This window comes from Rhizobium tibeticum, from assembly GCF_900110205.1.
GTDB classification, from domain to species: Bacteria; Pseudomonadota; Alphaproteobacteria; order Rhizobiales; family Rhizobiaceae; genus Rhizobium; species Rhizobium tibeticum.
The window spans coordinates 323296-344883 of sequence record NZ_FOCV01000002.1; the positions used below are offsets into that span (position 1 = coordinate 323296).

Consider the following 21588-nt stretch of genomic DNA (forward strand, 5'->3'; position numbering starts at 1 on the left):
AGGTCTTTCAGTTTTTGGCGCCAGCAAGCGGCCACCAGGAATGGGCTTTGAACGGCGCCCCACGCGCCTCTTCAACGAAAACGGCAAGGCCCGTGATCGCGAGCGGCCGGCCGGTGAACGCGGCAAAACGCTCGGTCAGAATGGCCTTCATCACGCCGGCGCGCTCCTCCGGCACCTGGCCGGTCAGCGTCATGTGGAAACCGAAGTCATCCATCACATAAGGATAGCCCCAGCGCAACAGATTGGCACGCTGGCTCTCGCTCAGCTTCTCTGGGTTCCGGCGGGAAATGTCGGCCTCCGACAGGGCGGCCCGGAACGGTTCGAAGAATTTTACCACCGTTGCCGCGAAATCTTGAAGCGGCGGGTGCAGCGAAGCCGGCACGAGCGCGAAAAACTTGCCCAACTGCCCCAGGACCAGCTCGGGGATTTCGAACGCCGGCGTGCGGGCGGCGAAATCCTCGGCGACTTGAAGTAGGTCCTGTTCGGTGACCGAGGCGGCGAGCGTGAAGGGGGCCTTGATTGTCGCATGGAAGGCGTAGCGACGAGGCTCGGCGGTCAACTCGAATTGCTCGGCGGCAGGCAGGTCGAAATGATCGGGAGCCGGGTAAGTTTCGCCGGTGAATGCATCACGGCCGAGCCAGAGCGCAGCCGTTCCGTTCAAAGGATCATCCTTCGGCGGTGTGAAATAGAGTGCGTAGCGCAAGGCTCGTATCCTGGGAATCAATCGGAATGCGGATGGCAGTCTTCAGTGATTTGACCGCCACCGCAAGCTGGCTTCCGGCTAAAAGATTTCCGTGACAGAATGATGATGATCCCGAACGATCCCGTGTTTTTTCAGGGGACCTTGGTGCCCATCAGCCGGTGGCGCAGCGCGTTCGAGGCCATGTCGAACAGGAAGACGACGATGAGGATCAACAGCACCATATAGGCGACGTTTTCCCAGTTGGCGTTGGTGCGCATCGCTTCCCAGAGCTTGAGGCCGATGCCGCCGGCACCGACGGCGCCGATGATGGTCGCACCGCGGACGTTCGATTCCCACTGGTAGAGCGTCTGGCTGACGAAGACCGGCACGATCTGCGGGATGATGCCGTAGCGATGGGTGAGCACGGTGGAGGCGCCCGTCGATTTGATTCCTTCGCGCGGCTTGTTGTCGATATTCTCGAGGCCCTCGGAATAGAGCTTGCCGAGCGTGCCAGTCTCCGTGAGGAAGATGGCGCCGCTACCGGCGAGCGGGCCGGGGCCGAAGGCACGGGTGAGGAACAGCGCCCAGATCAGCATGTCGACCGAACGCAGGAAATCAAAGGCTCGCTTCAGCACCTGGTTGACCACGCGGTTCGGCGTGATGTTGCGCGCGGCGAAGAAGGCCAGCGGAAAGGCCAGCAGGGCGCCGAGCAGCGTGCCGAGGAAGGCCATGACGATAGTCTGGAAAAGCTTGGTCCAGACGTCGCCATGCTGCCAGGCGCTGTTGTTCCAGACATTGTCGAAGGCGAGCGACAGGTTGGATTGGCCGGGCTTCAGTTCCGGCCCCGAAACAATCAGGCTCAGCACCTCGCCCACCGGCTTGTCGAAGAAGGGGGACTGGGTGTCGAAGACGAAATTCGCCCAGCCGAGGAAACGCTTGCGCACCTTGACGCGATCAACCGAGATGCTGACGTCGCCGGCAAAGCCGAGATCGGCCAGGACGTTGTCGTCATAGACCGTCATCCAGCTCGGCACAGGGCCGATGACCTTCGGCGCGCCGCTGGAGACGTCCACCGGCACGCTGAGGCCGCGGGCGGTCACCGTCGTTTCCGTCTTGGAGACGATAACAGTGCGGCCCGTTCCGCTGACCGAAACGGTGACGCTGCCATCCGGATTGTTGATGACCCAATTGGGATGCGGGTCGTCACCGAGCGGCGAGAAGCGCGGATATTTGACCGTAATGCCGTCGTCGCCGATGCGGAACTCCGGCTGCACGTCGTAGCTCACCCACTGGCTGAGATAGAGGCCGACGCGCTCCCAATGGGCATCAGCAAGCAGCTTCGGCAGGTCGAAGAACCACGTTGCGTAGAGCGCATAGACGAGCGTCGCGATGACGGCCATCAGACCGCCGAAGCGCTGCCGGAAGGAGCGTTTGAAATACTCCGGGTAGCGCTGCTCGATCTCGTGCATCCGGTTGGCGTCGATCACCGTCATGGCGGACCTCAATGCTGCAAAAGGAAGGCGTGCTCGCCGACGAGGCGGCGGCGCAGCCATGCGGAGAACTGGTCGACCGCAACGATGGTGATGAAAAGCAGGAGGACGAGGGCGACCGTCTTGGCGCCGAAGCCGCGCGAGATCGAGAGCTTCAGTTCCTCGCCGATACCGCCGCCGCCGACCGCACCGATGATGGTGGAGGCGCGGACGTTGATCTCAAGGCGCAGCAGTGCGTAGGAGACGAAATTCGGCATGACCTGCGGCAGCGCGGCAAAACGCACGCGCTCCGACCAGCTGGCGCCGACAGCTTTCATGCCCTCGTCCGGCTTCATGTCGATGTTTTCGACGACTTCGTAGAAAAGCTTGCCGAGCGCGCCGATGGTGTGCAGGCTGACGGCGATGATGGCGGCGACCGGGCCGATCGACAGAATCGCCGAAAACAGGCCGGCGATGACGATCTCGGGAAAGGCGCGCAGGAATTCGGTGAGCCGCTTGGCAACGATGCGCAACGGATTGGAGGGCGCGAGATTGCGCGCGACAAGAAAGCTGAGCGGTACGGCGAAGATGAAGCCGATGATGGTCGAGACCAACGCGACATTGATCGTGATGATCATCAGCTCGAAATATTCGGGGATATAGAAGCCACCCCAGACCGGAACGCGACCCTCGGCGAAATTATACTCTTCGCCGGTCTTCTGCATCGGGTTTGCGATATCCAACAACGCGCGCCAGACGTCGTTCCAATCCTTGGGAATGAGCCAGCTCAGAAAATCGAAGAGGTGCGGCAGGCGGTCGAAGAAATGGCCGGCATTGCTCTCGTCGGCAAAGCGTACCGAGGCGACGAAGGCAGTAAGCAGGATCACCAGACCGAGGCCGGTATAGAGGCGGCGGCGAGCCACCATCTTGCCCCAGGCGTCACCGATTTCACGGGCGCTTTGCGGCGTGGCCGGCGCGTGGGCGTTGGGATCGGCAAAAGTCATGAACGGTGTCCGCTTTCTTCGCAGGAAAAAGGGCGGCCTGTTACGGCCGCCCTTCAGCTATCAGGATCGATTAACCGCCGATGGCAGCCTTACGAGCGTCGATAATGGCGTTGTAGAAATCAGGCTGAACCTTGGTGTAGCCCTGGTAGTCGCCGCCCTCGATGGCTGCGAAGCACTTGGCGTCCGTCGTTGGCAGCTTCGTGAAGAAGTCGGTGAGCTTTGCCTGCCAATCGGCGCCGAGTTCGTTGCGAACGACGAGCGGACCGTTCGGGATCAACGGCGAACGCCAGACTTCGACGAGCTTGTTCGGGTCTACGGTGCCCTTGTCGACAGCCTTGCGGAAGGTGCCAGAGGTGTAACCGTCCTTGAAATCGCCGATGCCAGAAGAGTCGTCGACAGCGATGTCGACCTTGCCGTCGTAAGCAGCGAGAAGGTTGTTCTCGTGGCCGCCGTTGAACTGCGTGGAGGCGAAGTACTTGTCATTCGGCATGCCCGTGTCCTTCGGGATCTGCGTCAGCGGAATGAGGTAGCCCGAGGTGGAGTCCGGATCGGCGTAGCCGAGCTTCTTGCCCTTGGCATCCTTGATGTCCTTGATGCCCGAGGACTTGAGAGCAAGACCGATCGAGTGGTAGCCGGTCGAGCCGTCCTTCTGGACCGTCGTCAGGATCGGGGTCACAGCCTTTTCGTCCTTGATAGCGATAGCAGCGTAGCCGGAAGCGCCGAGTTCTGCGAAGTCGAGCGTGCCACCGAGCAGACCCTGGATAACGCCGTCATAGTCAGCAGCCGGGAAGAGCGAGACCTTCTCGAAGCCGAATTCGGTCTTCAGGTGGTCGGCAAGGCAAGCGTAGTTGCGCAGACGGTCAGCTTCGTTTTCGCCGCCGAGAATACCAACGCGGAATTCCTTGAGGTCTGCAGCATGCGAAACGCCGGCAAGCGCAAACAGCGCCGTCGCGGCAAAAAGTGCTTTCTTCAACATGGTTCTCTCCTGATTGGCCGGCATCCCCGGCAACTCTGTTTAAGAAGAAGTTTGCCCATGACGCGGGCTTGCGATCGAGGCCGCCCCTCTCAGAGACCGGCCAGCGCCAGCGGTTGCAGGCCAGCGGATTGTTGCGCGGCCGCGGCCGTGGGAATGTTGATCGAGGTCGAGGTCATCGTCTCGTCGATGCCGGCGCCGTCCTTGTGAGTGCCGTAGATCTGCTTGACGGCACCGGCCGTCAGTTCGGACGGCTTGCCGTCGAAGACGACACGGCCGGCGGCCATGCCGACGATGCGTTCGCAGTAGTTGCGAGCCGTATCCAGCGTGTGCAGGTTGGTGACGACGGTGATGCCTTCGCGCTCGTTGATGTCGCGCAGCGCGTCCATGACGATCTTGGCGTTGAGCGGATCGAGCGAGGCAATCGGCTCGTCGGCAAGCACCATCTTCGGGTTCTGCATCAGTGCGCGGGCAATGGCGACGCGCTGCTGCTGGCCGCCGGAGAGCGTGCCGGCCATTTGCAGCGCGGTCTGCTCGATGCCGAGGCGCTCAAGAGCTGCGATCGCATGAATGCGCTCCTCGCGTGTGAAGATACCGAGCAGGCTCATTGCGGTCGGGCGATGGTTCAGACGGCCGAGCATGACGTTGGTCAACACGTCGAGACGCGGAACGAGATTGAACTGCTGGAAGATCATGGCGCAATCGCGCTGCCAGTTGCGCAATGCCTGGCCGCGCAGGCTGGAGACCTCGACACCCGCGAACTGGATCGATCCGGAGGTCGGCTCCTGCAGGCGGTTGATCATGCGCAGCAGCGTAGACTTGCCGGCGCCGGAACGGCCGATGATGCCGACCATCTGGCCCTGGGGAATGTCGAGCGTCACGGAATCGACGGCTGTCTTGATTCCGAAACGGCGGGTGACATTCCTCAGCTCGAACATCATGCTCTTCCTCATAGTCCAGATGCGATATGAGGCAGTGCATTAGTCCCGCTTCATGAATGGGGAATGTCAGTTTTATGTAAGGACTGTCATAATCGGGGCCCTGGTGGGCGCGTCCCTGATGCCGAAATCCAGCCGGCCGACGTGCTGTTGCCGCTGCGATTGGACGAGAGCTACCGCCTCAGAAAGCTTTGCTGTGTGATTGCACACCCGGTCAGTCCGGACAGCAGGCGATGAGAGCGTCCGTCATTGATGGTTGACCCAATCACCCGTCAATGGCAGGCAGTTTAGAAAGGATGCTGGAGCAAAAGCGATGGATCAAACTCTCTTCAAAAGCCTGTGCAACGCCGGCAAATTTAAGGAGGCACTCGGCCTCGCCACCCGTGGGCATGAGGACGAAAAATATACGCCCAGCCGTTTCTCGATGGACAAAAAAACCGGGCTACCGATCTTCTACCGCGGCAACAAGCGCGTGGAGGCGGACGCGACCGGCGAGTGGCAATTGGCAAAGAATCCGAGGCCGTAGGCTCTCCTGAGGGGAGCGGAGTGACCGTCTCCGCAGCCTTGAGCCACCCCGGAGGCCTGCGGGATGTCAAGCGGCCCCTGGAGCGAACCCAAGGGGCTTCGTTCACTGTTCGTAGCGCGAGAGAAAATCCTCGGCACTCAGATTGCGAAAATCAGGCAAGGCGACCCGCAGGCGGTCATGATCCCAATCCCACCAGGCAAGCCGATCCATCCGCTCGCCGATTTCCTTCGGGAAGCGCTCGCGGATGAGCTTGGCCGGCACGCCGCCGACGATGGTGTAGGGTGCAACGTCCTTGGAGACCACGGCACCGGCGCCGATGACCGCACCATTGCCGATCTTGACGCCGGGTAGAATGGTGGCGCCGTGACCGATCCAGACGTCATGGCCGATGACGACGCGGTTGGAGCGGCGCCATGCGAAGAAATCGGTTTCCATATCGGCGTCCGGCCAGTAATCGGCAGCGCGGTAGGTGAAGTGGTGCAGCGTCGCGCGCCAGGTCGGGTGGTTGGTGGCATTGATACGCACTGATGCGGCGATGTTGACGAATTTGCCGATCGTCGCGCACCAGATGGAGCCGTCCTGCATGACGTAGGAATAGTCGCCGAACTCGACCTCGTCGATGCGGCAGCGCTCCGAGACTTCCGTGAAGCGGCCAAAGGTGGCGTTCCTGACGGATGCCGTTTCATGGAAATAGGGCTCGATGCCAATCTTGCGCCTCATGCGGCAATTGCCTTTCGCGGCGAGAACTTCTGGACGTCGAGAATGCGGTCGGCGACAGCTTCGCGCACTTCCTCGTCGTGGAAAATTCCGAGAAGGGCGACGCCCGCTTTCTTCTTTTCCTCGATCATGCTGACGACCACGGCACGGTTCTTGGCATCAAGCGAGGCGGTCGGCTCGTCGAGCAGGAGAACCGTGTGCTCGGTGATAAAGCCGCGGGCGATGTTGACACGCTGCTGCTCACCGCCGGAGAAAGTGGCGGGCGGAAGTTGCCAGAGCGCTTCCGGCAGGTTCAGTTTCCACAGCAGTTCGGCGGCCTTTTCCCGCGCGGTGCCGGCTTTTTCGCCGCGCGCGACCAGCGGCTCGGCGACCACGTCGATCGCCGCGACACGCGGCACAGTGCGCAGGAACTGGCTGACATAGCCGAGCGTGTGGCGGCGCACGTCGATGACCGTGCGCGGATCCGCGGTCGCCAGATCGACGATCCTGTCTTGATGCTTGATCAGGATCTGGCCGCTGTCGACGGCATAATTGCCGTAGATCATTTTCAGAAGCGAGCTCTTGCCGATGCCAGACGGCCCGCCGAGGACGACGCATTCGCCGGATGCCACGGAAAAGGACACATCCGAAACGACCGGCAGTTTGAGGCCGTCGCGCAGGTGCATGGTGAAGCTCTTGGCGACTTCAGAAACAACAAGGGGCGTTGCCATGATTTCTTTCCTTAGTTTTCGCTTACGCGCGAAGCCGGTAGCCGGCTTCCAAACAGCGTGCGCGATCAGACCTGCAGAATGGAGGAGACAAGGAGCTGCGTGTACGGCTCGCGCGGATCGTCCAGGACGCGATCGGTCAGGCCGTGCTCGATGACCTGGCCATCCTTCATCACCATCATGCGATGCGATAGCAGGCGTGCGACGGCGAGATCGTGGGTGACGATGATCGCGGCAAGGCCAAGATCGTTGACAAGACCGCGCACGAGGTCGAGCAGGCGGGCCTGCACCGAGACATCGAGGCCGCCGGTCGGCTCATCCATGAAGACGAGGCGTGGACCGGTGACCAGATTGCGCGCGATCTGCAGGCGTTGACGCATGCCGCCGGAGAAGGCGCGCGGCTGATCGTCGATACGGCCGGCATCGATTTCGACGCGCTGCAGCCAATCGACCGCCGTCGAGCGGATGTTGCCATAGTGGCGGTCACCGATCGCCATCAGGCGCTCGCCGACATTGGCGCCGGCAGATACCGTCATACGCAGACCGTCAGCCGGATTCTGATGGACGAAACCCCAGTCGGTGCGCATCAGAAAGCGGCGTTCGGCCTCGTTCATACGATAGAGATCGCGATAGGCGCCATCGCGCATGTGGCATTCGACGCTGCCGGTGGTCGGCATCAGACGGGTCGAGATGCAGTTCAGAAGCGTCGTCTTGCCCGAGCCGGATTCACCGACGATGGCGAGCACTTCGCCGGGCCAGAGCCCGAAGGAGACGTTCCGGCACCCGATGCGATTGCCGTAGAACTTCGAGACGTCGTTGACTTTGAGAAGCGGGGCGTCGGTCATTCGGCGGCCTCCTGATTGGGTGCCAACATCTCGCCGAGATGCCCATGGGCGCGGCGGTCTTCGCAGTGGTCGGTGTCGGAGCAGACGAACATGCGGCCGCCCTTGTCGTCGAGGATGACCTCGTCGAGATAAACCTCCTCGGCTCCGCACAGCGCGCAGGGCTTGCCGAAGCGCTGAATCTCGAAGGGGTAATCGTCGAAGTCGAGGCTGACGACATCGGTATAGGGCGGAACGGCATAGATGCGCTTCTCGCGCCCTGCCCCGAAAAGCTGCAGCGCATCCGACATGTGCATTTTCGGATTGTCGAACTTCGGCGTCGGCGACGGATCCATGACGTAGCGGCCGGCAACCTTCACCGGATAGGCATAGGTCTTGGAGATGCGGCCGTTATGCGCAATGTCCTCGTAAAGCTTTACATGCATGAGGCCGTATTCTTCCAGCGCATGCATCTTGCGGGTTTCGGTCTCGCGCGGCTCGAGGAAGCGGAGCGGTTCCGGGATCGGCACCTGATAGACGAGCACCTGGTTCGCTCCAAGCTTCTCTTCCGGAATGCGGTGGCGCGTCTGGATGATCGTCGCATCCTTGGTGTGCGTCGTAACCGCGACATTGGCGACCTTCTGGAAGAAAGCGCGGATCGAGACGGCGTTGGTGGTGTCGTCAGCGCCCTGATCGATGACCTTCAGCACATCGTCCGGACCGATGATCGAGGCCGTCACCTGCACGCCACCGGTTCCCCAGCCGTAAGGCATCGGCATTTCACGCGAGGCAAAGGGCACCTGATAGCCGGGAATGGCGATCGCCTTCAGGATGGCGCGGCGGATCATCCGCTTCGTTTGTTCGTCCAGATAAGCGAAATTGTAGGTGGCTAGATCGGTCATCATTGATTACCCTGTGGTTGCGGCGGCCAGACAGAAGGAAGGTCACGATGGCAGCCGATACTTCGAGCGAAGTGCTCGTGATCTTGGCTGTAATGATCTGCTTCGTCGTCCTCCCCTTCCTCTTCAAGCCGAAGACAAATGGCGTAGCTGCTGATGGCGGTGACGTCAGGCATGCTGGTGGCGGCGATGCCGCCTGCGATGCTGACGACGGTCGAGGCGGTGACGGCGGCGCAGACGGATCTCGTCATTCAGCCGCCTCCTTGACGGTGTCGCGGCCACCGGCGCGGCCGGCTGCAAATTCGCTGCGCATACGGCGGACCAGATCGAGTTCAGCCTGGAAGTCCACGTAGTGCGGCAGCTTCAGGTGCTCGACGAAGCCGGTCGACTGGACGTTGTCGGCGTGCGAAATGACGAATTCCTCGTCCTGCGCCGGAGCGGTGATGTCCTCGCCGAGCTCTTCGGCACGCAGCGCCCGGTCGACGAGAGACATCGACATCGCCTTGCGCTCGCTCTGGCCGAAGACCAGGCCGTAGCCGCGGGTGAACTGCGGTGGCGCCTTGGACGAGCCCTTGAACTGGTTGACCATCTGGCATTCAGTGACCTGGATGGTGCCGAGGGAAACAGAAAAGCCGAGTTCGGGAACATCGAACTCCACCTCGACCTCGCCGATGCGGATTTCGCCGGTGAAGGGGTGGTTGCGGCCGTAGCCGCGCTGGGTCGAATAGCCGAGCGCCAAGAGGAAGCCTTCGTCGCCGCGGGCAAGCGCCTGCAGGCGCAGGTCGCGCGTCATCGGGAACTCCATCGGCTCGCGCGTCAGATCACCGATCTCGTGATCCTCAGGCATTTCGCCATCACCCTCGATCAGGCCTTCCTGAGCGAGGATTTCCGAAACGCGCATGACGCGGCCAGATTCGGCGTCGCGCAGCGCCGGCTCGTCGACGGCGTCATCTGCCAGGAGCGACGGGTCGAGCAGGCGGTGGGTATAATCGAAGGTCGGGCCGAGCAACTGGCCGCCCGGGAGATCCTTGTAGGTGGCCGAGACACGGCGCTCGATCTTCATCCGGGCCGTCTCGATCGGGTTGGAATAGCCGAAGCGCGGCAGCGTCGTGCGATAGGCGCGCAGCAGGAAGATCGCCTCGATCATGTCGCCGCGCGACTGGCGAACGGCGAGAGCTGCGAGCATGCGATCGTAAAGCGAGGCTTCCGCCATGACGCGGTCGACGGCAAGCGCCAGCTGGGCCACGATCTGGTCGATGCCGATAGCCGGCAGCGAACGGTCGCCGCGGCGGCGATCGGCCAGCAGGCGATGGGCATTGGCTATGGCGGCCTCGCCTCCTTTGACAGCAACATACATGGGGTCACATCTCCGTTGCGGTGATCTTGGTGGTGCGCGGCAGGCAGAGGAAACGGTTGCCCGAGGTCAGAACGATGTCGATGCCCTTCGGGAAGAGCGCGCGGTTCTCCGTCCAGAGGCGGGTGAAGGTATCGGGCAGACCGATCGGCGCAATGTCCGTCACCGTCTCAATGCCCGGCCCCATCAGGGCGAGCCTGCGTCCTGCCTCGAGATCCGCCAACTCGATGACCAGGGTGGTCGAGCGATCGGGATATTCCTGCGTCCCGGCGGCAAAGAGACCGAAGGAGGACAGCGTTGTACCCGCTTCGACAAAGGCGAAGCGGGCTTCAGCCTTCTCAGGCGTTACCGGCGCGCCGGTGTAAAAGCCGAGCCAGTGAGGCACGGCCGATCTTGCGAGCCCGGCAGACAGCCATACGGGCGTATCGTGATCGCAGAGCGTTAGCGCGATCGCGCCGGCGGCAATGCCAAGCGGCGCCGGCGGAGCCGCATCTGGGGCGACCGTCTGGATCGTGCCGGGACGCGCCATCGCATCCATCAGCAGCTTGAACACGCTCTGCGCGTGGAAGACCGGCTCTGCAAAGCCGCCGGTCAGTGCTTCCGTCTTGAGGCTCATCAGTCGTCTCCGCGAACCATGGTGAAGAAATCGACGCGCGTCGCGGCCGTCTCGTCGGCCCTGCGGCGCTCTTCTGCGGCCACTCGGGCAGCGATCGGCGCAAGCAGCGTCTGCTCGACAAACTGCCGCGTCGCAGCCTCCTGCCAAAGCGCATCGAAAACGGCGGAAAGCCGCGCCTTCTCGCGGTCCGTGCCAAGCGCCTGGGCGTGGCCGACGGTGCCCGAAGCGAGACGAACGGTCGCACGCGTCACGGTCACCTCACCGAGATTGAACGGTGTACCACCGCCGCCCATGCGGCCGCGGACCATGACGAGGCCCGTTTCCGGTCCACGCACCGGCTGGACCACCGGCTTCTCCGCCAGGCCGTTCCATGCTTCAACCAATTGCGGTCGCTCTGCACGTGCGAGCAGGTCGATGACGCGCTTGCGTCCGCCTGCCGCTGCCGGCTCATTCTTCTCCGCCAAGCTCATTGCCACATCCTTTAAATGTCTATTGATATAGACAACCATACAAGATACAGTTACGCTTAAATCGCCGACGTGACAAGCGTGTGACATCAAGGGGCAAAATGGCTGGGCAGGTACAAAGACAGACAGGCGTAGCGCTATGGCGCCAGATTGCCGACCGCATTCGCCAGGCAATCAGCGCCGGGGTTTATGACGAGGCGGGCATGGTGCCGCCGGAGACGGTTCTGGCGCTGCAGTTCGGCGTCAACCGCCATACGGTGCGCAGCGCGATTGCCGCGCTTGCCCAGGAGGGCATCGTGCGCGCTGTGCAGGGCCGCGGGACACTGATCGAACGCAAGGAACGGCTGAACTTTCCGATCACCCGACGCACGCGGTTCACGACCGGTATCGGTGAGCAGGCGCGCGAAATGCGCGGGCTGCTGCTTGGGCATAGCGAAGAGAGAGCGGACGACGAGGTGGCCCGCTGGTTGAAGCTGCGGCCGGGGGCGCCGGTGATCCGCATGGAAACAGTGCGCAAGGTCGACAATCGGCCGGTCTCCTGCGCCACGGCCTGGTTTCCTGCCGAACGCTTTGCCGGCATGCCGGCGGCCTACGAGAAGACGGAATCGATCACCCGGGCCTTTGCCGAACTCGGCCTATCCGACTATGTACGCGCGACGACGGAGGTCACCGCCGCTCATGCCGACGCCGCCGATCTGGCGGCATTGGAACTGACGCCGGGGGCGATCGTCTTGATCACCAAGGCGATGAACACGGATCTTGAGGGTGCGCCAGTGCAATATGCGATCAGTCGGTTTTCAGCGGATCGGGTGCAGTTCACCATCGAGAACTGAGAAAGGCCGGGCGCGCCGGAGAATCCGGCCCTCCAAAGCTGGCATGGGATTTAGACGCCTTATCCGGACGGTCAGGCGTAAGTGCCGTGCGGCGTCAGCCGCAACAGGCGTTGCTTCCCGCCGTGCGGGCACAACACGATTGTGCCTGTTGTTTTGCAAGCCACCGATCACGCGGTTTGCAGCTGGCGGGCCGCGGCGATAGCGCGACGTGCACAGTGCCGGCCCGCAGCGTTGGCATCGCGGCGCGGTAGAGCTGCATCGGTTGAAGGCCGTCGCTGACTTCGAAGGTCAGTTTGGCTGAATCATCGAGCTTCACGTGCTCCGTGACCTTGCGGATGATCGCGCAGAATTTGCCCGCCGGCATATGGGTGCGGTCGCCCTCCTCGATATTCCAGAGCTGAATGAAAATCTCCGTCCAGGCTTCCGGGTTGGCGCCGCAGTCCAGCGCCGAAAACCGACCGGCCTTGACCTCGGTGACGTGGTAACCGGGCTTCACCGGTTGTCCATCATAGTAGAATATCAGCGGAGAATCCTTGGCATCGGCAAGTGTGCTGAGCAACAGGCCGAGGCTGATATCGTCTTCCTGAACTTTGCTATTGTCGATCGCGTTCATCTGCGTTATTTCTCATTTCAATCATTCAAGGATTGTTGAAATATGGATCAACGTCAAGCCCTCATCGCATTTGGCGCGCTGTCCCAGGAAACCCGCCTGCGCATCGTCCGCATGCTTGTGGTCGCCGGCCCGAACGGCATGGCCGCTGGGGCGATCGCAGAGCAAGCGGAGGTATCACCGTCCAACGTCTCCTTCCATCTGAAGGAGCTGGAACGCTCAGGACTGATCGCGCAGCAGCGCGAATCCCGATCGATCATCTACACCGCGAACTATGAGGCGCTCGGCGGCCTGGTTCGCTTCCTGATGGAAGACTGCTGCTCCGGGCACCCGGAAATCTGCGCGCCTGCCGCTAAGGTCGCGGCATGCTGCTCCCCTAAAATGGAGGAAGAACTGCAATGACCGCTGACCGCGTTTACAATGTGCTCTTTCTCTGCACGGGCAATTCCGCCCGCTCGATCCTGGCGGAATCCATTCTCAATGCCGAGGGCAATGGCCGCTTCAAAGCCTATTCAGCCGGCAGCCAGCCAAAAGGTGAGGTTAACCCTCTGGCGCTGAAGGAGCTTGCGGCGCTCGGTTACGCAACAAACGGCTTCCACTCGAAGAGCTGGGACGAGTTTGCCGAGCCGGGGGCGCCGGAGATGGACTTCATCTTCACGGTCTGCGACAGCGCCGCCGGCGAGGCCTGTCCGGTTTGGATCGGCCATCCCATGACCGCCCACTGGGTGTGGAGGATCCGGCCGCCGTCGAAGGCAGCGACGTCGAGAAGGGTCGCGCTTTTGCCCAGGCTGCTCGCTTTCTGAAGAATAGGATCATGGCGTTTGTCAGCCTACCGCTTGCATCGATCGACAAGCTCGCGTTGGAAACCCATCTCCATCAGATCGGCACCTTGGAGGGCGCGACCTTAAAACCATCCAGGGCAAACCGATGACCGGGTTCGATCTGCCGCGCCGGCTGGTCGCAGAGGGACTTGGGACAGCCATGCTGGTCGCAACAGTGGTCGGATCTGGCGTCATGGCAGCATCGCTGACTCAGGATGTTGGCCTGACATTGTTGGGAAACACGTTGGCGACCGGCGCAATCCTGGTGGTCCTGATCACCATCCTCGGACCGATCTCCGGAGCCCAATTCAATCCTGCGGTCTCGCTGATTTTCGCTATCTCTCGCAAGTTGCCGAAGCGTGACTTTGGGGGATATATCCTGGCTCAGATTGCCGGCGGCGTGGCCGGCACATTCGCCGCTCACCTTATGTTCGGCCTGCCGCTGGTCGAAATGTCGAGCAAGGCTCGTACCGGCGGCGCGCAGTGGTTCTCCGAAGGAGTGGCGACGTTCGGGCTGGTGGTGGTCATCCTCGCCGGCATCAAGTTCGAACAGAGGGCGGTGCCTTGGCTTGTGGGGCTCTATATCACGGCCGCTTACTGGTTCACCGCCTCCACCTCATTTGCCAATCCCGCCGTCGCTTTGGCACGGTCGTTGACCGACACCTTCGCCGGGATCCGCCCGGTCGATTTACCGGGGTTCTGGTTCGCAGAGATTGCCGGCGCGGTCGCTGCCCTCATCCTGTGTACCTGGCTTCTGCGGCCAGGTGCTACATCAACCGCATCGTCAGAGGCAAAGTCATGACCGTTACCATCTATCACAACACGCAATGCGGCACGTCACGCAACACGCTGGCAATGATCCGCAACACCGGCATCGAACCTGATATCATCGAATACCTGAAGGACCCGCCGTCGCGTGCGCAGCTCGTGACGATGATCGCCGACGCCGGGTTGACCGTGCGCCAAGCAATCCGCGAAAAGGGCACGCCCTATGCGGAACTCGGTCTCGATAACCCTAGCCTGACCGACGATCAACTGCTGGACGCGATGCTGAAAGATCCGATCCTGATCAACCGGCCGTTCGTCATCACACCGCTCGGCACCAGGCTTGCACGCCCGTCCGAAGTCGTTCTGGATATTCTCCCCGACACCCACAAGGGCGCCTTCACCAAGGAGGACGGCGAACAGGTTCTCGACGGCGAGGGCAAGCGCATTGTCTGATCTGCCTGCCGTATCCCCGCAGCATCTGCGCCAGCCGGATCTCTCGGCGTTGCGGCCGCCCTTCTCGACCCACAAGCCGCGCATTCTGATCCTTTGTGGCTCGCTGAGGACCGTATCCTACAGTCGCCTGCTTGCGCAGGAGGCGGCACGGCTGCTCGATCACTTCGGCTGCGAGGTTAGGATCTTCAATCCGGAAGGCCTGCCGCTTCCCGACAGCGCTCCGGTGACGCATCCCAAGGTGCAGGAGCTGCGCGCGCTGTCTGAATGGTCGGAAGGCCAGGTGTGGGTCAGCCCCGAACGTCATGGCGCGATGACCGGCATCATGAAGGTGCAGATCGACTGGATCCCGCTGGCGGTGGGCTCGGTGCGCCCGACGCAGGGCAAGACGCTAGCCGTCATGCAGGTTTCCGGCGGCTCGCAGTCCTTCAATGCAGTCGGACAGATGCGCATCCTCGGCGGATGATCACCATTCCGAACCAGTCGTCGGTGGCTAAGGCCTTCCAGGAGTTCGATGCCGACGGCCGCATGAAACCGTCCTCCTATTACGACCGCGTGGTCGATGTGTGCGAGGAGCTGGTGAAGTTCACCTCGCTGACGCGCGATGCTTCGGCCTATCTCACCGATCGCTACAGCGAGCGGAAGGAGGAGGCCGAAAAACTCGAACAGCGCGTGAGCCTCACCTCCCTATGACGACGACCAGCACCGAACGCTCCCCTGTCGCGGCAATCCTCGCCCTCGGTCTGACGCAGATCATCGGCTACGGAACGCTCTATTACAGCTTCAGCATCCTTGCGCCGGATATGGCGCGGGATCTCGATTGGTCGTCGGAATGGATTTTTGGTGCGCTGTCCGTGGCTCTGCTGATCGGCGCCCTGGCTGCGCCGATCATGGGCAGGTGGATTGACCGCTTTGGCGCCGGCCGTGTCATGACGGCGGGCTCGGCGATCGCGGCCGCAGCGCTTGTCGCGTGCGCGTTCGCTCCCGGCAAGATCGCCTTCGTCGCTGCACTGATCGCGATCGAGACGGCGTCCAATCTGGTGCAATATGGGGCCGCCTTTGCTTTGCTCGTCCAGATCAGGCCGAAGGTTGCCCAGCGCAGTATCACCTATCTGACGCTGATCGCTGGCTTTGCTTCGACGATTTTCTGGCCGATCACCACGGCGGCCAACGCGCACATGTCCTGGCAGGACGTATATCTGATCTTCGCGGCTATCAATCTTCTGGTCTGCCTTCCCATTCATGCATGGTTGTCGCGCAGCGTCAGCGTAACCCGCAAACGGGAGAAGAACGACGCGGCAAAGCACATCGAACCGAGCCTTCCGCCATCCGTGCGAACGCCGGCATTCATCTTGATGGTCATGGGGTTTGCTCTGGAGAGCTTCGTCAACGCCGCACTCCTCATGCACATGGTTCCGGTGCTATCCGGACTTGGGCTTGGAGCCCTGGCGGTGATGGTCGGCACGCTGTTTGGCCCGTCGCAGGTACTGAGCCGCTTCATCAACATGGTCTTCGGGGGCGGACTGTCGCAGCTGACGCTGGCGCTCATCTCTGCGGTGTTGCTGCCGGCGGCCCTGGTCACTCTGATCGTCACCGCCCCGTCCGTACCAGGCGCATTGGTCTTCGCCGTCGTCTTCGGTCTTGGCTCGGGGCTGACCAGCATCGTGCAGGGAACCTTGCCGCTGGCACTTTTTGGCAGCGAAGGGTACGGGCGACGACAGGGCAAGGTGTTGTCCATCCGCTTGGTGATGTCGTCGACCGCCCCATTTGTCCTCGCGTTCATGATGGAAAACATCGGCGTATCGTGGTCGCTCGCGGTTGCCGCCGTCGTCGGTGCTATTGCCGTCCTCGCATTTGTCGCGATTGGCCGGCTCGCGCAGCTGCTTGACCGATCGCATCTTACGACGCCGCGCGGCGACGAGCTGCCCGTGCAAGTCGTGACGCTCCGGCAGCCGATCGCCAATCGCCTGCCGGACTTCGAGTGCGGCACGGACGCGGCAGAGCGCTAGAAGAAACACGCCCCCACCTTCACCGACTGGCTCAGGGCCTTGCTGGCGATCGCTGCCCTTATCCTTGTGTACCTGGCCTCTCCGGCAAGAGGCAAAGTTATGAACGTCGCGTCCAGTCGCGAGCAGCTCGTGACGATGATTGCGGATCCGGGCCTGACCGTTCGTCAGGCGCCGGGCTCAAAATCGGTTGAGACACTAAGTTCCCGCCAAGCCGCATGCTCCTTGGCTCGTGCAGCGTCGTTCTGCTCGACGCCGCGCAACGCATCGCTGCCGAGCAGCAAGCGCAGTGGCGGCTCGGCAAGGCTGGCGACATGGACGACCGCGGCGGCTGCCTTTGCCGGATCGCCCGGCTGCCTGCCGTTATAATCGCGCTGATAGCGCGCCATCTTTCCGACGGTGTCTTCGTATTCCGGCCGGCCTTCCCGAAGTGTGGTGGACGAGCCGGCAAAGTCGGTCCTGAAGCCGCCCGGCTCGATGATCGTCACCTTGATGCCGAGCGGGCCGACCTCCTTGGCCAGAACTTCCGAGAAGCCCTCCACGCCCCATTTGGCGGCAGCGTAAGGCGCACGCCCCGCCGGGCCGATGCGACCGCCGACGGAGGAGAACTGGATGATGTGTCCGAAACCCTGCTCTCGCATTACCGGCAGCGCAGCCTTGGTGACGATGATCGTTCCGAAGAGGTTCGTTTCGATCTGGGCACGGAAGTCGGCAAGGCTTGTATCCTCAATCGAGCCGACATCGCCGTAACCTGCATTGTTGACGAGAACATCCAGCCGGCCGAACCTGTCGACCGCCGACTTCACGGCCGATGCGGCAGACCGCTCATCGGCGACATCGAGGGTGGCTGTCAGGACGTTGTCGCCGAAGCGTTGCTTGAGATCCTCAAGTTGCGACGGATTGCGCGCCGTTGCGACCAATTTGTGCCCCGCCGCCAGTACCCCTTCAGCGAGCGCCCTGCCGAGCCCACGAGAACTGCCTGTAATCAACCAAACCTGTGACAGGGAATCTCCTTGATCCGTCGGAAAGCCATATAGGCAAAGCAGTTTCATCTTGAAAGAAGGTACCCACAGGAGCCATACATACCTAATGGTAACTGACCTGGACGATGGTACATTCGATTTCTGCGAAACGCTGACGGACGCGCAGGACGCGCTTGCTCGCGAGATGCTGGAACGCGCCAGCGCCAAATGGCCGCTGCGGGTCATGCACATATTGGCGAAGGCCAAGGGCCCCTTGCGCTTTTCGCGCGTTCTGGAACGGGTGGAGGGGATCAGTCAGAAGGTGCTGACGCAGACGCTACGGACGCTGGAGAGCGACGGTCTGGTGACGCGAACGCTCTACCCGCAGGTGCCGCCACGAGTGGAATATGAACTGACGCCGCTTGGCGGCGAGCTTCTGGTAGAAGTCGTGGCGCTCTGGCAGTGGATCGCCAATCGTCTGCCGGATTTCGAGGCGGCCCGCGCGCAGTCGCCTCGCGCGACGGACGCAGCCAAGAGATAGGACCGGGCAAATTCAAAAAACGCCGCGCGCCCGATGATGCGCGGCGCTTTGAACTCAATGCGCGCCGGACATGTCGCCGAGCACTTCCTTGGAAGCGACTGTGGAATCGGGATTGAGCTTGTAGACCATGGGGACGCCGGTCGCGAGGTTCAGCGCCAGGATCTGTTCCTTGGTCAGGCGGTCGAGCACCATCACCAGCGAGCGCAGCGAATTGCCGTGGGCGGCGACGAGCACCTTTTCGCCGCGCAACACGCGCGGCAGGATTTCCGTCAGGTAGTAAGGCCAGACGCGGGCGCCGGTGTCGCGCAGGCTTTCGCCACCCGGAGGCGGAACATCATAAGAGCGGCGCCAGATGTGGACTTGCTCCTCGCCCCACTTGGCGCGGGCGTCATCCTTGTTCAGGCCCGAGAGATCGCCGTAATCGCGCTCGTTGAGCGCCTGATCCTTGAGCGTCTCGAGGTCCGGCTGGCCGACATTGTCGAGGATGATCGTCAACGTGTCCTGAGCGCGCTTCAGGTCGGAGGTGAAGGCGACATCGAACTCGATGCCGTAATCGGCCAGCGCCTTGCCGCCGGTGTTGGCCTCCTGGATCCCAAGCTCGGTCAGCTCCGGGTCCTTCCAGCCGGTGAAAAGGTTCTTCAGATTCCAGTCGCTTTGGCCGTGGCGAACGAGAACGAGGGTGCCGCTCATGAAAAATGCCTCCGAAAAAGATTACTTTGAAGAGAGCCCGAGCACGTCGAGCATGGAATAGAGACCGGGCTTCTTGTCACGCGCCCAGAGCGCCGCCTTGACGGCTCCGCGGCCGAAGATCGAACGATCGGTGGCGCTGTGCGACATCGTCACCGTTTCGCCTTCGCCGGCAAAGATCACGGAGTGCTCGCCGACAACCGAGCCGCCGCGCAGTGTCGCAAAGCCGATGGTGCCTTCCTTTCGCGGACCGGTGTGACCGTCGCGCGAGCGCACCGACTTCGAGGCGAGATCGATGCCCCTGCCCTTGGCCGCCGCTTCGCCAAGAAGCAGCGCCGTGCCCGAGGGCGCGTCAACCTTGCGCTTGTGATGCATTTCGAGGACTTCGATGTCCCAGTCGGCCGGATCGAGCGCACGAGCGGCCTGCTCGACGAGGACGCTGAGCAGGTTCACGCCGAGGCCCATGTTGCCCGACTTCACCACCCGGGCGTGACGGGCGGCCGCCGCAATCTTCGCGTCGTCCTCCGCCGAGCAGCCGGTTGTCCCGATCACATGGACGATGCGCGCCTGAGCGGCAAGTGCGGCGAATTCGTTCGTTGTTGCGGGGGTCGTAAAATCGAGGACGCCATCGGCATGAAGAAACGCTGCGAGAGGATCGTCCCCGACAGTGATGCCGTTCGTCCCAAGACCCGCAATTTCGCCGGCATCCTTGCCGACGAACGGTGAGCCGGGGCGGGCCACAGCCGCATGCAGCGTGACCCCATCCATCGAATCGACAAGCCGTATGAGCGTCTGCCCCATGCGTCCTGCTGCTCCAACCACTACCAGTTTCATCGCAGCATCGCTCATGTCAGTCGATCATCCTATGTGTCAGCGAGCATCGGAGGCCGCTGGCCTCTGCAGATTGTTGAGGCGAGCGTAGAGACCGTCGCTGCGCTGTGCAAGGCTCTCGTGATTGCCTTCCTCCATGATCCGGCCCTGCTGCATAACCACGATCTTGTCGGCGCGGACAACCGTCGAAAGGCGGTGGGCAATGACGACCACCGTGCGGCCAACCATGGCCCCATCGAGTGCCTTCTGGACCGCCGCCTCCGATTCCGTGTCTAGCGCCGAGGTCGCTTCATCCAGCAGCAAGATCGGAGCGTTGCGCACGAGGGCGCGGGCAATCGACAGGCGCTGGCGTTGACCGCCAGAAAGCGTCACGCCGTTTTCTCCGACTGGGGTGTCGTAGCCGTGGGGCTGCGCCAGGATGAAGTCGTGTGCATAGGCAAGGCGCGCGGCGCGCTCGACCTCCTCATCGGTCGCCTCCGGGCGGCCGTAGCGGATATTGTCGCGGATCGTACCTTCAAAGAGATACGGCTGCTGGGAGACATAGGCCAGTTGCTCACGCAGCGACTGTTTCGTCACATGCGCGATGTCCTGGCCGTCGATCAGGATTTGCCCAGCCTTCGGGTCGTAGAAACGCGGAATGAGCGTGATGATCGTCGACTTGCCGGCACCGGATGGCCCGACAAGCGCCGTCGTCTTCCCGCCTTCGGCAAAGAAGCTGACATCGCGCAACACCTCATCCTCGCCATAGGCGAAGGAGACGTTGCGGAATTCAATCTTGGCTTCCGTGACGACAAGCGCCTTCGCGCCAGGCACATCGCGCTGATGCGGCACCGTATCGAGGAATTCATAGATCATGCGTGCGTTGACGACGGCACGCTCCATCTGCACCTGCAGCCGTGCGAGGCGGCGTGCGGGATCATAGGCCAGTAGCAAGGCCATTACGAAAGAGAAGAAGGCGCCCGGCGGAATATTGTTGTAGATCGTGCGATAAGCGGCGTAGGCAAGGACGCTGGCGACCGCGAGGCCGGCAAAGCTTTCCGTCAGCGGCGCTGTCCGTTCGGATAGACGAGCGATACGGTTCGCACGCCGTTCGGCGCTCTCCACAAGCCTGTCAACCTTGTTCTCCAACTGGCCTTCCATGGTGAAGGCCTTGACGATGGCGATACCCTGGATGGTTTCCTGCATCGCGCCGGCGACATGGCTGTTGACGTGGATTGCATCTTTGGTCGCCGTGCGAAGCCGCTTCGACACGTATCGCAACGCGTAAAGAAGAGGCGGCGCCAGAACGAAAACCGCGAGGCTGAGCAGCGGATCCTGGATGATCATCACGGCGAGCAGAGAGATGAACGTCAGGAGATCGCGCACTGTCGACGTGATCGTCAGGTTCATCACATCACGGATGCCGCTGATGTTCTGGTTGAGCTGCGCAACGACGTGGGCCGAGCGCGTCTGGTTGAAATAGCCGAGCGACAATTTCATCAGGTGCGAATAGGCGCGCTGCTGATACCGCGCCACAATGTTGTTGCCGATCTTGGAGAGGACCACCGCCTGGCCATAGCTCGCGAAACCGCGCAGCACGAAGGCAATGAAGATGGTGAAACAGATGGCCCAGACAATATCCGCGCGCCGGTTTGCGAACGCCTCATTGATCACCGACTTCATGATCCACGCGGTATACGCCGTCGACAAGGCAACGATGACGAGGCAGCTGATAGCAAAAACATAGCCCCAGAGATGATCCCGGCCGTTTTCTGCGATGATGCGCTTCAAGATGCCGGTGATGCTGTCGCTCGTTACAGGCTTCTGCTGGGTGTCCGGTGCTTGCAAAAATCCGTCTTCCTGTCTGTCAGGACACGCATGTCCTCATGACTGCGTGCGCTCGCGCGGCTCTATAAAGAGTTGGCAG

The 21588-nt window shown here is 62.0% G+C and carries 25 protein-coding genes and 2 pseudogenes; 9 read left to right on the forward strand and 18 right to left on the reverse strand.

The window, feature by feature from the left end; translation table 11 throughout:
* Window positions 1–7 precede the first annotated feature (7 nt).
* The 5 genes from BSG20_RS03530 to phnC form a co-directional block, all read right to left on the reverse strand.
* A complete protein-coding gene (locus tag BSG20_RS03530) occupies window positions 8–703 on the reverse strand; it encodes a DUF1045 domain-containing protein (protein WP_072371856.1) in 696 nt (231 codons plus the stop codon).
* A gap of 131 nt (window positions 704–834) precedes the next feature.
* On the reverse strand, window positions 835–2175 hold the full coding sequence (gene phnE / locus BSG20_RS03535; RefSeq protein ID WP_072371858.1) for a phosphonate ABC transporter, permease protein PhnE: 1341 nt from the start codon (window positions 2173–2175) through the stop codon (window positions 835–837).
* 8 nt (window positions 2176–2183) lie between these two features.
* The gene (gene phnE, locus BSG20_RS03540) at window positions 2184–3155 is read right to left on the reverse strand and encodes a phosphonate ABC transporter, permease protein PhnE (RefSeq protein WP_072371861.1); all 972 of its coding nucleotides are present in this window, start codon (window positions 3153–3155) and stop codon (window positions 2184–2186) included.
* A 70-nt stretch (window positions 3156–3225) separates the two neighbouring features.
* A complete protein-coding gene (phnD, locus tag BSG20_RS03545) occupies window positions 3226–4131 on the reverse strand; it encodes a phosphonate ABC transporter substrate-binding protein (protein ID WP_072371863.1) in 906 nt (301 codons plus the stop codon).
* An 89-nt stretch (window positions 4132–4220) separates the two neighbouring features.
* Complete coding sequence (phnC, locus tag BSG20_RS03550) at window positions 4221–5066, reverse strand: phosphonate ABC transporter ATP-binding protein (protein WP_072372009.1); 846 nt, start codon at window positions 5064–5066, stop codon at window positions 4221–4223.
* Window positions 5067–5379: 313 nt separating this feature from the next.
* Here phnC and BSG20_RS03555 point away from each other — a divergent pair, with 313 nt between their 5' ends.
* The gene (locus BSG20_RS03555) at window positions 5380–5592 is read left to right on the forward strand and encodes a hypothetical protein (protein WP_024313466.1); all 213 of its coding nucleotides are present in this window, start codon (window positions 5380–5382) and stop codon (window positions 5590–5592) included.
* A 102-nt stretch (window positions 5593–5694) separates the two neighbouring features.
* Here the strand turns inward: BSG20_RS03555 and BSG20_RS03560 are convergent, their stop codons facing one another.
* From BSG20_RS03560 to phnG, 8 genes are all read right to left on the reverse strand, one after another.
* A complete protein-coding gene (locus BSG20_RS03560; protein ID WP_072371866.1) occupies window positions 5695–6312 on the reverse strand; it encodes a DapH/DapD/GlmU-related protein in 618 nt (205 codons plus the stop codon).
* Window positions 6309–7019 carry a phosphonate C-P lyase system protein PhnL gene (gene phnL / locus BSG20_RS03565; RefSeq protein ID WP_072371869.1) on the reverse strand — a complete coding sequence of 237 codons (711 nt, stop codon included), beginning with the start codon at window positions 7017–7019 and terminating at the stop codon, window positions 6309–6311. The genes BSG20_RS03560 and phnL overlap by 4 nt, the downstream gene beginning before the upstream one ends.
* A 65-nt stretch (window positions 7020–7084) precedes the next feature.
* Window positions 7085–7861, reverse strand: a complete 777-nt coding sequence (gene phnK / locus BSG20_RS03570; protein ID WP_072371871.1) for a phosphonate C-P lyase system protein PhnK — start codon at window positions 7859–7861, stop codon at window positions 7085–7087.
* Window positions 7858–8739: an alpha-D-ribose 1-methylphosphonate 5-phosphate C-P-lyase PhnJ gene (locus tag BSG20_RS03575; protein WP_072372012.1), complete on the reverse strand. Its 882-nt coding sequence runs from the start codon at window positions 8737–8739 to the stop codon at window positions 7858–7860. The genes phnK and BSG20_RS03575 overlap by 4 nt, the downstream gene beginning before the upstream one ends.
* Window positions 8739–8987, reverse strand: coding sequence for a hypothetical protein (locus tag BSG20_RS03580; protein ID WP_072371874.1), 249 nt, complete (start codon window positions 8985–8987; stop codon window positions 8739–8741). Before BSG20_RS03580 ends, BSG20_RS03575 begins: the two co-directional genes overlap by 1 nt.
* Window positions 8984–10093 carry a carbon-phosphorus lyase complex subunit gene (locus tag BSG20_RS03585; protein WP_072371877.1) on the reverse strand — a complete coding sequence of 370 codons (1110 nt, stop codon included), beginning with the start codon at window positions 10091–10093 and terminating at the stop codon, window positions 8984–8986. The genes BSG20_RS03580 and BSG20_RS03585 overlap by 4 nt, the downstream gene beginning before the upstream one ends.
* A 4-nt stretch (window positions 10094–10097) precedes the next feature.
* On the reverse strand, window positions 10098–10706 hold the full coding sequence (gene phnH, locus BSG20_RS03590) for a phosphonate C-P lyase system protein PhnH (RefSeq protein WP_072371880.1): 609 nt from the start codon (window positions 10704–10706) through the stop codon (window positions 10098–10100).
* Entirely contained in the window at window positions 10706–11176 is a 471-nt protein-coding gene (phnG, locus tag BSG20_RS03595; protein ID WP_072372014.1) for a phosphonate C-P lyase system protein PhnG, read from the reverse strand. The genes phnH and phnG overlap by 1 nt, the downstream gene beginning before the upstream one ends.
* Before the next feature lie 98 nt (window positions 11177–11274).
* Between phnG and phnF the strand changes: the two genes are divergently transcribed.
* Entirely contained in the window at window positions 11275–12006 is a 732-nt protein-coding gene (gene phnF / locus BSG20_RS03600) for a phosphonate metabolism transcriptional regulator PhnF (protein WP_072371883.1), read from the forward strand.
* Window positions 12007–12100: 94 nt separating this feature from the next.
* Here the strand turns inward: phnF and BSG20_RS03605 are convergent, their stop codons facing one another.
* Entirely contained in the window at window positions 12101–12619 is a 519-nt protein-coding gene (locus BSG20_RS03605) for a DUF6428 family protein (RefSeq protein WP_072371886.1), read from the reverse strand.
* 42 nt (window positions 12620–12661) lie between these two features.
* On the opposite strand from BSG20_RS03605, the gene BSG20_RS03610 reads away from it, so the two are divergent.
* The 6 genes and pseudogenes from BSG20_RS03610 to arsK all read left to right on the forward strand — a co-directional run bounded on the left by BSG20_RS03610 (window position 12662) and on the right by arsK (window position 16664).
* The gene (locus tag BSG20_RS03610) at window positions 12662–13018 is read left to right on the forward strand and encodes an ArsR/SmtB family transcription factor (protein ID WP_072371889.1); all 357 of its coding nucleotides are present in this window, start codon (window positions 12662–12664) and stop codon (window positions 13016–13018) included.
* A pseudogene (locus BSG20_RS03615) lies at window positions 13015–13547 on the forward strand (arsenate reductase ArsC). Before BSG20_RS03610 ends, BSG20_RS03615 begins: the two are co-directional and overlap by 4 nt.
* Window positions 13544–14239, forward strand: coding sequence for an MIP/aquaporin family protein (locus tag BSG20_RS03620; RefSeq protein WP_072371892.1), 696 nt, complete (start codon window positions 13544–13546; stop codon window positions 14237–14239). The pseudogene BSG20_RS03615 and the gene BSG20_RS03620 overlap by 4 nt, the downstream one beginning before the upstream one ends.
* On the forward strand, window positions 14236–14658 hold the full coding sequence (gene arsC / locus BSG20_RS03625; RefSeq protein WP_072371895.1) for an arsenate reductase (glutaredoxin): 423 nt from the start codon (window positions 14236–14238) through the stop codon (window positions 14656–14658). Before BSG20_RS03620 ends, arsC begins: the two co-directional genes overlap by 4 nt.
* A pseudogene (gene arsH, locus BSG20_RS03630) lies at window positions 14651–15348 on the forward strand (arsenical resistance protein ArsH). The gene arsC and the pseudogene arsH overlap by 8 nt, the downstream one beginning before the upstream one ends.
* A complete protein-coding gene (gene arsK / locus BSG20_RS03635) occupies window positions 15345–16664 on the forward strand; it encodes an arsenite efflux MFS transporter ArsK (RefSeq protein ID WP_072371898.1) in 1320 nt (439 codons plus the stop codon). The pseudogene arsH and the gene arsK overlap by 4 nt, the downstream one beginning before the upstream one ends.
* A 164-nt stretch (window positions 16665–16828) precedes the next feature.
* Here the strand turns inward: arsK and BSG20_RS03640 are convergent, their stop codons facing one another.
* Window positions 16829–17665, reverse strand: a complete 837-nt coding sequence (locus BSG20_RS03640; RefSeq protein ID WP_072372017.1) for an oxidoreductase — start codon at window positions 17663–17665, stop codon at window positions 16829–16831.
* 85 nt (window positions 17666–17750) lie between these two features.
* Between BSG20_RS03640 and BSG20_RS03645 the strand changes: the two genes are divergently transcribed.
* Window positions 17751–18164 (forward strand): winged helix-turn-helix transcriptional regulator, encoded by a 414-nt coding sequence (locus BSG20_RS03645; protein WP_072371900.1) that lies wholly within the window; start codon window positions 17751–17753, stop codon window positions 18162–18164.
* 54 nt (window positions 18165–18218) lie between these two features.
* On the opposite strand, the gene BSG20_RS03650 is transcribed toward BSG20_RS03645, so the two are convergent.
* The 3 genes from BSG20_RS03650 to BSG20_RS03660 are packed head-to-tail and all read right to left on the reverse strand — an operon-like array spanning window position 18219 to window position 21509.
* On the reverse strand, window positions 18219–18854 hold the full coding sequence (locus BSG20_RS03650; protein ID WP_072371903.1) for a 2,3-bisphosphoglycerate-dependent phosphoglycerate mutase: 636 nt from the start codon (window positions 18852–18854) through the stop codon (window positions 18219–18221).
* Window positions 18855–18875: 21 nt separating this feature from the next.
* Window positions 18876–19700, reverse strand: coding sequence for a 4-hydroxy-tetrahydrodipicolinate reductase (gene dapB / locus BSG20_RS03655; RefSeq protein WP_072371906.1), 825 nt, complete (start codon window positions 19698–19700; stop codon window positions 18876–18878).
* A gap of 21 nt (window positions 19701–19721) precedes the next feature.
* Entirely contained in the window at window positions 19722–21509 is a 1788-nt protein-coding gene (locus BSG20_RS03660) for an ABC transporter ATP-binding protein (protein WP_072371909.1), read from the reverse strand.
* Between the last annotated feature and the right edge of the window lie 79 nt (window positions 21510–21588).

Bases quoted from the DNA above. Each gene is read 5' to 3' on its own strand.
- phnE (WP_072371861.1), bottom strand. From the start codon at position 3,155: ATGACTTTTGCCGATCCCAACGCCCACGCGCCGGCCACGCCGCAAAGC.
- phnF (WP_072371883.1), top strand. From the start codon at position 11,275: ATGGCTGGGCAGGTACAAAGACAGACAGGCGTAGCGCTATGGCGCCAG.
- phnC (WP_072372009.1), bottom strand. From the start codon at position 5,066: ATGTTCGAGCTGAGGAATGTCACCCGCCGTTTCGGAATCAAGACAGCC.
- phnK (WP_072371871.1), bottom strand. From the start codon at position 7,861: ATGACCGACGCCCCGCTTCTCAAAGTCAACGACGTCTCGAAGTTCTAC.
- BSG20_RS03580 (WP_072371874.1), bottom strand. From the start codon at position 8,987: ATGACGAGATCCGTCTGCGCCGCCGTCACCGCCTCGACCGTCGTCAGC.
- BSG20_RS03560 (WP_072371866.1), bottom strand. From the start codon at position 6,312: ATGAGGCGCAAGATTGGCATCGAGCCCTATTTCCATGAAACGGCATCC.
- BSG20_RS03650 (WP_072371903.1), bottom strand. From the start codon at position 18,854: ATGAGCGGCACCCTCGTTCTCGTTCGCCACGGCCAAAGCGACTGGAAT.
- phnG (WP_072372014.1), bottom strand. From the start codon at position 11,176: ATGAGCTTGGCGGAGAAGAATGAGCCGGCAGCGGCAGGCGGACGCAAG.
- phnL (WP_072371869.1), bottom strand. From the start codon at position 7,019: ATGGCAACGCCCCTTGTTGTTTCTGAAGTCGCCAAGAGCTTCACCATG.
- dapB (WP_072371906.1), bottom strand. From the start codon at position 19,700: ATGAGCGATGCTGCGATGAAACTGGTAGTGGTTGGAGCAGCAGGACGC.
- phnH (WP_072371880.1), bottom strand. From the start codon at position 10,706: ATGAGCCTCAAGACGGAAGCACTGACCGGCGGCTTTGCAGAGCCGGTC.
- phnE (WP_072371858.1), bottom strand. From the start codon at position 2,175: ATGACGGTGATCGACGCCAACCGGATGCACGAGATCGAGCAGCGCTAC.
- BSG20_RS03585 (WP_072371877.1), bottom strand. From the start codon at position 10,093: ATGTATGTTGCTGTCAAAGGAGGCGAGGCCGCCATAGCCAATGCCCAT.
- arsC (WP_072371895.1), top strand. From the start codon at position 14,236: ATGACCGTTACCATCTATCACAACACGCAATGCGGCACGTCACGCAAC.
- BSG20_RS03605 (WP_072371886.1), bottom strand. From the start codon at position 12,619: ATGAACGCGATCGACAATAGCAAAGTTCAGGAAGACGATATCAGCCTC.
- BSG20_RS03575 (WP_072372012.1), bottom strand. From the start codon at position 8,739: ATGACCGATCTAGCCACCTACAATTTCGCTTATCTGGACGAACAAACG.
- BSG20_RS03555 (WP_024313466.1), top strand. From the start codon at position 5,380: ATGGATCAAACTCTCTTCAAAAGCCTGTGCAACGCCGGCAAATTTAAG.
- BSG20_RS03610 (WP_072371889.1), top strand. From the start codon at position 12,662: ATGGATCAACGTCAAGCCCTCATCGCATTTGGCGCGCTGTCCCAGGAA.
- BSG20_RS03620 (WP_072371892.1), top strand. From the start codon at position 13,544: ATGACCGGGTTCGATCTGCCGCGCCGGCTGGTCGCAGAGGGACTTGGG.
- arsK (WP_072371898.1), top strand. From the start codon at position 15,345: ATGACGACGACCAGCACCGAACGCTCCCCTGTCGCGGCAATCCTCGCC.
- phnD (WP_072371863.1), bottom strand. From the start codon at position 4,131: ATGTTGAAGAAAGCACTTTTTGCCGCGACGGCGCTGTTTGCGCTTGCC.
- BSG20_RS03645 (WP_072371900.1), top strand. From the start codon at position 17,751: ATGGTAACTGACCTGGACGATGGTACATTCGATTTCTGCGAAACGCTG.